Origin of the sequence: Streptomyces sp. WAC06614, assembly GCF_003949795.1 — a bacterium.
Classification (GTDB): domain Bacteria; phylum Actinomycetota; class Actinomycetes; order Streptomycetales; family Streptomycetaceae; genus Streptomyces.
Genome location: NZ_RPRY01000064.1, coordinates 21,103 through 28,381 on the forward strand (window position 1 = coordinate 21,103; position 7,279 = coordinate 28,381).

6 protein-coding genes are annotated in these 7,279 nt (G+C 76.3%); 2 read left to right on the top strand and 4 right to left on the bottom strand.

The features are described 5' to 3' along the window. Positions 1-5: 5 nt before the first annotated feature. Positions 6-2,849, bottom strand: coding sequence for a LuxR C-terminal-related transcriptional regulator (locus tag EF918_RS39030; protein WP_125644553.1), 2,844 nt, complete (start codon positions 2,847-2,849; stop codon positions 6-8). Between the two features lie 136 nt (positions 2,850-2,985). On the opposite strand from EF918_RS39030, the gene EF918_RS11785 reads away from it, so the two are divergent. Together EF918_RS11785 and EF918_RS11790 are read left to right on the top strand one after the other, a co-directional pair. Continuing rightward, positions 2,986-3,342 carry a VOC family protein gene (locus EF918_RS11785; protein WP_125644555.1) on the top strand — a complete coding sequence of 119 codons (357 nt, stop codon included), beginning with the start codon at positions 2,986-2,988 and terminating at the stop codon, positions 3,340-3,342. Between the two features lie 106 nt (positions 3,343-3,448). After that, positions 3,449-3,901, top strand: a complete 453-nt coding sequence (locus EF918_RS11790) for an iron chaperone (protein ID WP_125644557.1) — start codon at positions 3,449-3,451, stop codon at positions 3,899-3,901. A 41-nt stretch (positions 3,902-3,942) separates the two neighbouring features. Here the strand turns inward: EF918_RS11790 and EF918_RS39280 are convergent, their stop codons facing one another. The 3 genes from EF918_RS39280 to EF918_RS11805 form a co-directional block, all read right to left on the bottom strand. Continuing rightward, positions 3,943-4,044, bottom strand: a complete 102-nt coding sequence (locus tag EF918_RS39280) for a hypothetical protein (RefSeq protein ID WP_369009093.1) — start codon at positions 4,042-4,044, stop codon at positions 3,943-3,945. A gap of 365 nt (positions 4,045-4,409) precedes the next feature. Next, positions 4,410-4,970, bottom strand: coding sequence for a helix-turn-helix domain-containing protein (locus tag EF918_RS11800; protein WP_125644560.1), 561 nt, complete (start codon positions 4,968-4,970; stop codon positions 4,410-4,412). A gap of 79 nt (positions 4,971-5,049) precedes the next feature. Continuing rightward, positions 5,050-6,999: a bifunctional UDP-sugar hydrolase/5'-nucleotidase gene (locus EF918_RS11805; RefSeq protein WP_125644569.1), complete on the bottom strand. Its 1,950-nt coding sequence runs from the start codon at positions 6,997-6,999 to the stop codon at positions 5,050-5,052. Between the last annotated feature and the right edge of the window lie 280 nt (positions 7,000-7,279).

The window sequence follows — 7,279 nt, forward strand, 5'->3', positions numbered from 1 at the left end:
CTCGTTCAGGAGCGCCGGGGGCGCGGCTCCCGGACGGTCATGGGCGCGAGTTCGAGCTCGGCCAGCGCGGACGCGCCGGTCGCGGCGTGCCGGCCCCCGGCGAGCACCAGGGAGCGCGCCCACTGGTAGCGGCAGCCCGCCGCGTCGAACGCCGCCGCCGTGGCGAGCACCTGCGGCAGATCGCCGCCGAGCAGCGCCTCCGCCCGGTCCACCAGGGCGGTGGCGACCTGGTTCCCGGCGACCACGCCCCGGGCGGCGGCGATCCGGTCCCGGGCGTCCGGGTGCCCGGCGAGGACCGCCGCCTCCGCCCGGAGCGCCGCGTACCAGTGCAGCCAGACCCAGCAGACCCACTTCCACACCTGCTCCGGCTCGGGCGCGACGCGCTCCAGGGCCGCGTCCGCGTTCCCGTCGTGGAGCAGGACCAGGGCGTCGAAGACGGCGCCGTGCCCGTACCGGTGGTCCTCCTTGCTGCCGGCCCGGTCGGTGATCGCGAGCCAGTCCGCCCGGGCCTCGTGGTCGCCGCGCAGGCCGTGGACCAGCGCGACGGCGGCGGCGGCCGGGCCGAGGGAGAAGGACCGTTGCCGACCGGCCTGTTCCCACGCGTCGAGGAAGCGCACGCTGCGGGTGAGCACCTCGTCGGCACGGCCCGCGAACGCGTCCGCGACCAGCAGCCAGGACGTGGCGTGGTCGCCCACCTCGGCGAGCTGCGGCTGGTCGGCGAGCCGGCCGCCCCACCCGCGGGCCGCCGTCAGCTCCCCCGTGCCGACGGCGGTCGCGGCGGCCATGGCGAGGGCGTCGATCAGCTCGTGCGTCCGGGCGGGGGCGTCCGGTGCCGAGGTGAGGATGTCGATCCGGGCCCGGGCGGCGGCCGCGGCGGCGAAGCTCTCGCCGGCCCAGCTCTGCGCCCCGGACAGCGCGTCGAGGGCGGCGGACCGGGCCACCGGATCGCCCGCGCGCCGGGCGAGTTCGACGGCCCGTTCGGCGCACGCGACGGTGTCCGGTGCGGTGTTGTCCGGGGCGCCCTGGACCGCGCCGAACGCGTCCGCGACCACCGCGGCCTCCGCCAGCGCGAGGGCAGCCGCGACGGCCGGGTCGTCGTCACCGCCCAGCCCGCGCGCCGCCGCGAGCAGACCGGTCACCTCGTCCGCGGGCGGGATCCGGCCGGTGAACGTGCTGGAGAAGCGGTAGGCGGCGGTGGCGGCGGCCGCCAGGTCACGGGCCGCCCCGGCGGCGTCCCCGGCCCGACGGGCGGCTTCGGCGGCGGCCCGGTGCAGCCGGTACATGTCGTCGCCGAGCCTGCGGCACCCGGCCACCCCGGCGGCCTGGCGCAAGGCGGCGGCGGTGTCGGCGCCGGTGGCGAGCGAGGCCGCCTGTTCGTAGCGCTGTTGGGCCTCGCCCAGCAGGTTGCGGGTGAAGGCCAGCTCGGCCGTCGCCAGGGCGAGCCGGCACGCCTGCGCGTGCTGCTCCGGCCGGCCCGCCGCCCAGCTCAAGGCGGCCCGCAGGTCCTCCGCCACCGCGTCGAACCGGGCCCGCCAGTCCGGGCCCCCGCCCTCCTGGAGGGCGGCCGCACCGGTCAGGCACCACGCCAGGTGGCGCGAGCGGACCTCGTCGAGCTCACCGGCGTCGACGAGCCGCTCCGTGCCGTACTGGCGGAGGGTCTCCAGCGCCTGGTAGCGGGTGCCGGTGTCGGACGGTGCCACGGCGAGCAGGCTCTGCTCGGCGAGCCTGCCGAGCCCGTCCGTGACCGCGGCCGCCTCCAGCGGGGCGTACCCGGCCACGTCGGCCGCCGCCTCGGCGGTGAACGGAGCGACGAACGCCGACACCCGCCGCAGCAGCGCCCGGTCCTGCGGCTCCAGCAGGTCGTGGCTCCAGTCGAGGACGGCCCGCACCGACCGGTGCCGGCCGTCGGCGCGCGGGCCGCCGGCGAGGATCCGGAGCTGGTCGCCGAGGCCGGCCGCCAGGCCGTCCAGACCGAGCGTGGACCACCGCGCCGCCGCCAGTTCGATGGCCAGCGCCATGCCGTCGAGCCGTTCGCACAGGGCCGCGATCCGTTCGCGTTCCGCCGGCTCCGGGGCCCTGCCGACCGCCGCCGCCCGCTCCAGGAACAGGGCCACCGCCTCCGACGCCCCGCCGCCGACCCGCGACAGCGGCGGCACCGGGAAGACCCACTCGAACGGCACCATCAGCCGGGCCCGGCTGGTCGCGAGCACCCGGATCCCCGGGCACGCCACGAGCAGCCGTTCCAGGAACGGCGCCACCCCGTCGCGCACCTGCTCGCAGTTGTCCAGCACCAGCAGCGCCTGACGGTCCGCCAGCGCGGCCACCAGCGCGTCGTCGATGCCACGCCCGGGCTGCTCGCCCACGCCCAGGGCCGCCGCGACGGCCGCGCCCACCCGCCCGGGATCGGTGACCGGCACCAGGTCCACGAAGCACACCCCGTCGGCGAACCCGTCCGCCACGTCGGCCGCCACCGCCAGCGAGAGCCGCGTCTTGCCCACCCCGCCCAGGCCGACGGCGGTCACCAGCCGACGCTCCGTCACCGCCTTGGCCAGCTCGGCGCGTTCGCGGGTCCGGCCGACGAACGCGGTCAGGGGCGCCGGCAGCGCCGGAGCCGGACGGGCCTGCTCGCGAGGCGCCGGGTGGGGCTGCTCGGGAGGCGCCGGGCGGGGCGCGTGCCGGGACAGCGCCCGCCGGTCCGGCACCTCCCATTTCCGCAACAGCGAGGAGACGTGCGACTCGACCGTCCGTACGGAGATGAACAGCCGGGCGGCTATCTCCGCGTTGCTCAGGTGCTCCCCGAGGAGCGCGAGCACATCGGCCTCCCGGGCCGAGATCACTGGAGTGGACACCGGGTCATTATCCGTAGTGCTTTCCGTGGTGAGCACGGAGGCGCTACGTACCCCTCCCGGGGGAAGCTGTGGGCACAGGCGAACGAGCCCGGCGGACCGACCCGGACCGGTCGGGCCCACGACGACAGGAGTGACCATGACCAGCTCTGCCACCCAGGGGATGAAGACCGTGCTGCACCCCGTGTCCGACCTCGCCCAGGCCAAGGCGGTCTACACCGCCCTGCTCGGGGTCGCGCCGCAGACCGACGGCCCCTACTACGTCGGCTTCGAGGCCGCCGGCCAGCACATCGGCCTCCTCCCGGGCGGCGGACCGCAGGGCCTGACCTCGTCGCTGGCCTACTGGCACGTGGCGGACATCGCGGCGAAGGTCGCCGAACTGACCGCCGCGGGCGCCACCGTCAAGGAGGCCGCGCACGACGTCGGCGGCGGCCGCCTGGTGGCCACCGTCATCGACCCCGACGGCAACCTCATCGGGCTGCTCCAGGACCAGTGAGCCCTCCGCACCACCTGCACCTCCCGCACCACCTGCACCGCCCGGGCCGGTAGGCCCCGTCCCGAGTCCCACCCCCACCTCGCACGCCTCACGAAGGAGACCCACCATGAGCAGCACCGACAACCGCGGGTACGACGGATTCACGGCCGAGGAGCGTGCCGCGATGAAGGACCGCGCACAGGAGCTCAAGCAGACGGCGCGCCGCGGCACGAAGGCCGAGAAGGCGGCGCAGGAGGCACAGGACGTGCTCGCGAAGATCGCGGAGATGCAGGACACGGACCGGGTCATGGCCGAGCGCATCCACGCCGTCGTCACCGCCACCGCCCCGGAGCTCGCGCCGAAGCTCTGGTACGGCATGCCCGCCTACGCACTGGACGGCAAGATCGTCTGCTTCTTCCAGAGCGCGGAGAAGTTCAAGGCGCGCTACGCGACGCTCGGTTTCAGCGACCGGGCGAACCTGGACGACGGCCCGATGTGGGCGGCCGGCTTCGCCCTGACCGAGGTCACGGAGGAGGTGGAGGCGCGGATCGCCGCCCTGGTGAAGCAGGCGGTGAGTTGAGCCGGGGCCCCCACCCCCGGCCGGACGCGGCGGCACCGACCCTACCGGGGCTCGCCCCGGTAGGTGCCGACGTACCAGCGGCTGCCCTCGGGGTCGCGGGCGGCGAAGTCCCGGGTGCCGTGGCCGGTGTCGCGCAGGCCCATGGTGATCTCCGCGCCGGCCGCCCGGTCCCGGGCGAGCAGGGCGTCCGGGTCGGCCGTGACGACGTAGGCCGGGCGTGCTCGACCCGGCTGCCGTCACCGACGACGAAGGTCTCCTCGAAGCCGAAGGCAGCGACCAGGAAGCGGATCAGGGCGCGGGCGTCACGGGCGCCCAGGGCCGGCCGGACCTGCGGGGCGGGCGGCTGCTCCACGGTGTCGGGCGTGGTGGCGCCCGACGTGGTGGTGGCGGGCGTGGTCCCGGCCGTGCCGTCGGGCGGGGTCGTGGTGGGGTTCGTACGCGTCAGGGGAGGCACTGCTTTCGTCCGGGTGCGCCGGGCCGGGAGCCCGGGCGGTCCACTCCCCGAGCGTCACACCCCGGGACGGTGCCCGGCTCGGACGCTTCGACACTCCTCGGCCAGCCACGCGCTCGGCGTGCACGAGGCCAGGGCCGCGAACTCGCGGTCGAGGGGGGACCGGTCCGCGTACCCGCAGTCCGCGGCCAGCCCGGCCAGGCCCGCGACGCCCGGTCCGGCTGCCGCGGCCAGGCGCCGCCGGGCCCGGTCGAACCGCACCACCCGCGCCGCCGCCTTGGGCGTCAGGCCGACCTCCTCGCGGAAGCGGTTGCGCAGGTGCCGCTCGCTGTACCCGGCTCCGGCGGCCGGCGCATCCACCCGTAGCCGCCCGCCGGAGGCCAGCAGCCGCTCCCGGGCCCCGGCCACGGGCGCCGGGGAACCCGCCGCCCGGGTCCCGTCCCGGCGGGACAGCGCCCGTAGGAGCCACCGGTCGACGACCCCGAAGCGTCCGGCCCAGTCGGGAACCTCCCGCAGCCGCTCGTGCACCTCGTGCACCTCCGCCCCGCAGACGTCCTCGGCGGGGACGTCCACCCGGGCCGGCACCAGCCCCGACTCGTCCACGACCCGGACACCCACGGGTCCAGTGCGGCGCGTCCCCGCCCGCCGCGCGGGCGGCGGGGCGGAGCGGGACGCGGGGGGCGCGGGGCGCGGGAGCTCAGCAGGGCGGCCGGTGGCCGGCCGACCAGAGGGGGGCCGGGCGGCCCGAGGCGAGGATCGCGGCCTCCTGCCGCGGGACGGGGCTGCCGTCGGCCTGGAGCAGCGGCGGCGCGACCACGACCGTTCCCACGTGGGCGGCCGGCAGGCCGGAGTTGCGGGCGGTCACCCGGGTCACCGGCGCCGGCGTCAGCACCTGGGTCTCCCGGACGTACGCCACGAAGCTCTCGTAGTCCCGCTGGTGCCGGTACGGCTCCGCGAACCCCGCCAGCGCCGGATACCCGTCGTGCCCGAGCAAGGTGTACGACAGGGCCGCCAGCCGGTAGCGGCGGGCCGGGTCCAACGGGACCCCGTCCACGAGGACGTCGGCCGGGGCCACCCGGTCCCCGACGGGCCGCAGCGCGTCGAAGGCGTAGCGGACGTTGCGGGACACCGCCAGCGGGGCGAAGCGGATGCTGCCGTCCGCCTCCCGCGTCCACTGCTCCTCCAGTACGTCGTGCAGCTGCTGCCCCGTCACCCAGGCCGTGACGACCGGATCGCCGAAGCCGACCGCCCGCCAGGCGGCCCCGAAGGTCACCCCGCCGTCCCCGGCCGGCGGCAGGTCCCCCGCCACGACCGTCTGCCCGACCCGGGGCGCGACGGCCACGACGGCGAGCTGGGCGGGGACGTTGGGGTGCACGTTGGCGTCGTTCTCGGGATCCGTCGGCCGCCGTCCCGCCCACAGCGCCCAGTCGGCCACCAGGTCGCCCATCGTGCTCTCGCCGGCCGCGTTGCGGCTCCGTACGAACCCACCGGTCTGCCGCCCGATCCGGGACCGGTCCCGCTGGGCGGCCTGCCCCGCCCAGTGGTCCACGACCTCCTTCAGGCCCGGATGGGGAGCGACGTCACGGGTGTTGGGGTGGTTGGTGGAGACGGTCAGCTCCCGTACCACCGCCCCCGTGGCCGGATCGATCCGCAGGTCGATCTCGTTGACGAGCTGCCCGTAGCAGCCCGCCTCGACGAACGGACGCGGGACGCCGAGCGGATCGGGCAGCATCATGTTGAACCGCCGGTGCCAGTGCCCGGTGACGATGACGTCGATGTCCGCCGAGACCCGCAGCGCCAGGTCGAGGGCCGGACCGGTGGGATCGCTCCCGCCGTTGAAGTCGTCGCCGGCGACCGCCCCGTCGTGCATGCTCAGCACGATCGCGTTCACCCCCTGCGCCGTGAGCTCCGCCGCGCAGGCGTCGGCGGTGGCGATCGCGTCGAGGGTGGCCAGTCCCGGCTGGAAGGAACCGGGGAACAGCTCCGTGCCGAGGGCGGTGAGGTGGATGAAACCGAGGGGCAGCCGCCGGCCGTCCGCGGCGGTCACCCACTCCACGTGGTACGGCGGCAGCACGGTCCGGCGGTCGGCCGTGCGGACGAGATTGGCGCTGTAGTAGCGGAAGTCGGCGCCGTGGAAGACCTGCCCGGAGGAGTCGGGGAAGGCGGTGTCCCGGCCCGCGACCGGGAACGGCACCCCTTGTTCCATGTGCCGCCGGAGCATGGCGGGCGACTTGTCCAGCTCGTGGTTGCCGGCCGTGGCGAAGTCCAGCCCCATGCGGTTGAGCGCCTCGATCGTGGGCTCGTCCGCGAACGCCGCCGCGTCGAACTCCCAGCCGCAGAAGGCGTCCCCCGGGGTGAAGAAGAACGAGTTGCGCCGACCGGCGCGCAGCCGCTCCAGGTGGGCGGCCAGGTACGCGACCCCGCCCACGGTGTAACGCCGGCCGCCGTTGCCCGTGACGACGGAGTTCCCGCCGGGGGCGCCCTGGAGGTAGCCGTGCAGGTCGGCGATGTTCAGCAGCTGTACGTCCACGTACTCGTCGGCGTGGGCCGCGTCCCGCGCGGCGTCCGTGGCGTACGCCGGCACACCGGTGGCGAACAGTCCGGCCACCGCCCCGGCCGCGGTGAGGAACGTACGCCGCCCCAGCACCCCGTCCTCGTCCCACCGCTGCCGACGACCGAACGAACTCCGTTCGTCGGGAACGTCCTTGACGCGTCGCACCCTCACCCCGGCATGGTCCCGTGACCGGCACCGGCTGTCACGCCGACGCGCTGACCTGCGCGGCCGCCGCAGCCGTCGCTCCAGCGGCCCAGCCCGGCGTAACGGCGGGGCGCGGGTCTCGTTGCCACGGGCGGAGAACACCGGCCGTGGCCGGCACCGAGCAAGCACGAGGAGACCCCGTGACCCGTCCGAGCCCCCGCCCCCGCCG